General features: G+C 58.8%; 1 protein-coding gene and 1 pseudogene. One reads left to right on the top strand and one right to left on the bottom strand.

Annotated features, from left to right (window positions below):
• Positions 1–633, top strand: a 633-nt coding sequence (locus Ae505Ps2_RS32420) for a hypothetical protein (RefSeq protein ID WP_212567606.1), incomplete at its 5' end; no start/stop codon positions are given.
• Positions 634–799: 166 nt separating this feature from the next.
• Here the strand turns inward: Ae505Ps2_RS32420 and Ae505Ps2_RS33075 are convergent.
• Positions 800–981 (bottom strand): annotated as a pseudogene (locus tag Ae505Ps2_RS33075) (IS5/IS1182 family transposase); the annotation flags it as partial.

Genomic DNA, 981 nt, shown 5'->3' on the forward strand with positions numbered 1-981 from the left:
GCGAACGACAATGAACTGCGCGCCTGGGTCCGCGGAACTGAATCTCTCCTGGCGCGGTTCGAGAAGAACTACACTCTTGCGGACAACCTTGCCCAGGACGGCTTGAAGTACGCAGGAGCAGGCACGTCAACGATTCGCCTCCTATGTGGAGCAGCTCAGTGTGCCGCCAACCTCAACAACTCCAGGAAGGCGCAGGACCTCCTAGATCAAGCTCTATCCTTGCGCGATAAAGCCGCGTCCGACTCTGTGAACGGCCTCTACTCCTTCAGCTACGCCAAACAGCTCTACTATGGTGGCTCAAGTCTAATGTGGCTGGACGATCCACAAGCCCTGAAGCGAGCAGACAGAGACGCCGGGCGCGCCATCTCCCTGTGGGAACACGAGGGGGATGAGTTCCGATCACTGGACGATGAGGCTCTAGCTCACGTATATCAAGCAACTGCCCGCGTCAAAGTAGGCGAAATTGATGGAGCAATGCAGGTATTACGCCCTGTAATCAATCTACCCGAGGAACGGAAGATTTCCTGGATTCGCAGGCGAATCTCAGAGATGGGAGACCTACTCGACGGGAAGCAGTTTAAAGGATCAGTTATCGCAGCGGACGCCAGAGACGAGCTTCGCAGCCTTACCTAGCTGGGGGCAGCGGGAACTCGCCGGGCCAGGCTCAGCTGTCGGATGAGGCCCCGATGAGCGCAGCCCCGTAATTGGTGTAGGGCTCTTCGAATGCAGCAATGGAAAAGCGGGAGCGCGCCTCACCTAAAAGGCGCCTGGCAATGAGGTGTTCTCAGTAGCGGGTTGATCATGTCGTGCGGTCGTACTCGGTGTGGAGTAGTACGAGCGCAGCTGCGGTGATCGCGCCGGTGCGCCAGGGACATAGCGTGACTCGCCGCAACGCGGCGAAGGTGGTCTTGAGCAGGGCGTTTCCGCGTTCGGCCAGAGCACGAAGGGCTGAGTGCAGGGTGTTGACGGTGCGCTGGTTGA

Source organism: Pseudonocardia sp. Ae505_Ps2, from assembly GCF_001932425.1.
In the GTDB taxonomy this organism is placed as follows: Bacteria; Actinomycetota; Actinomycetes; order Mycobacteriales; family Pseudonocardiaceae; genus Pseudonocardia.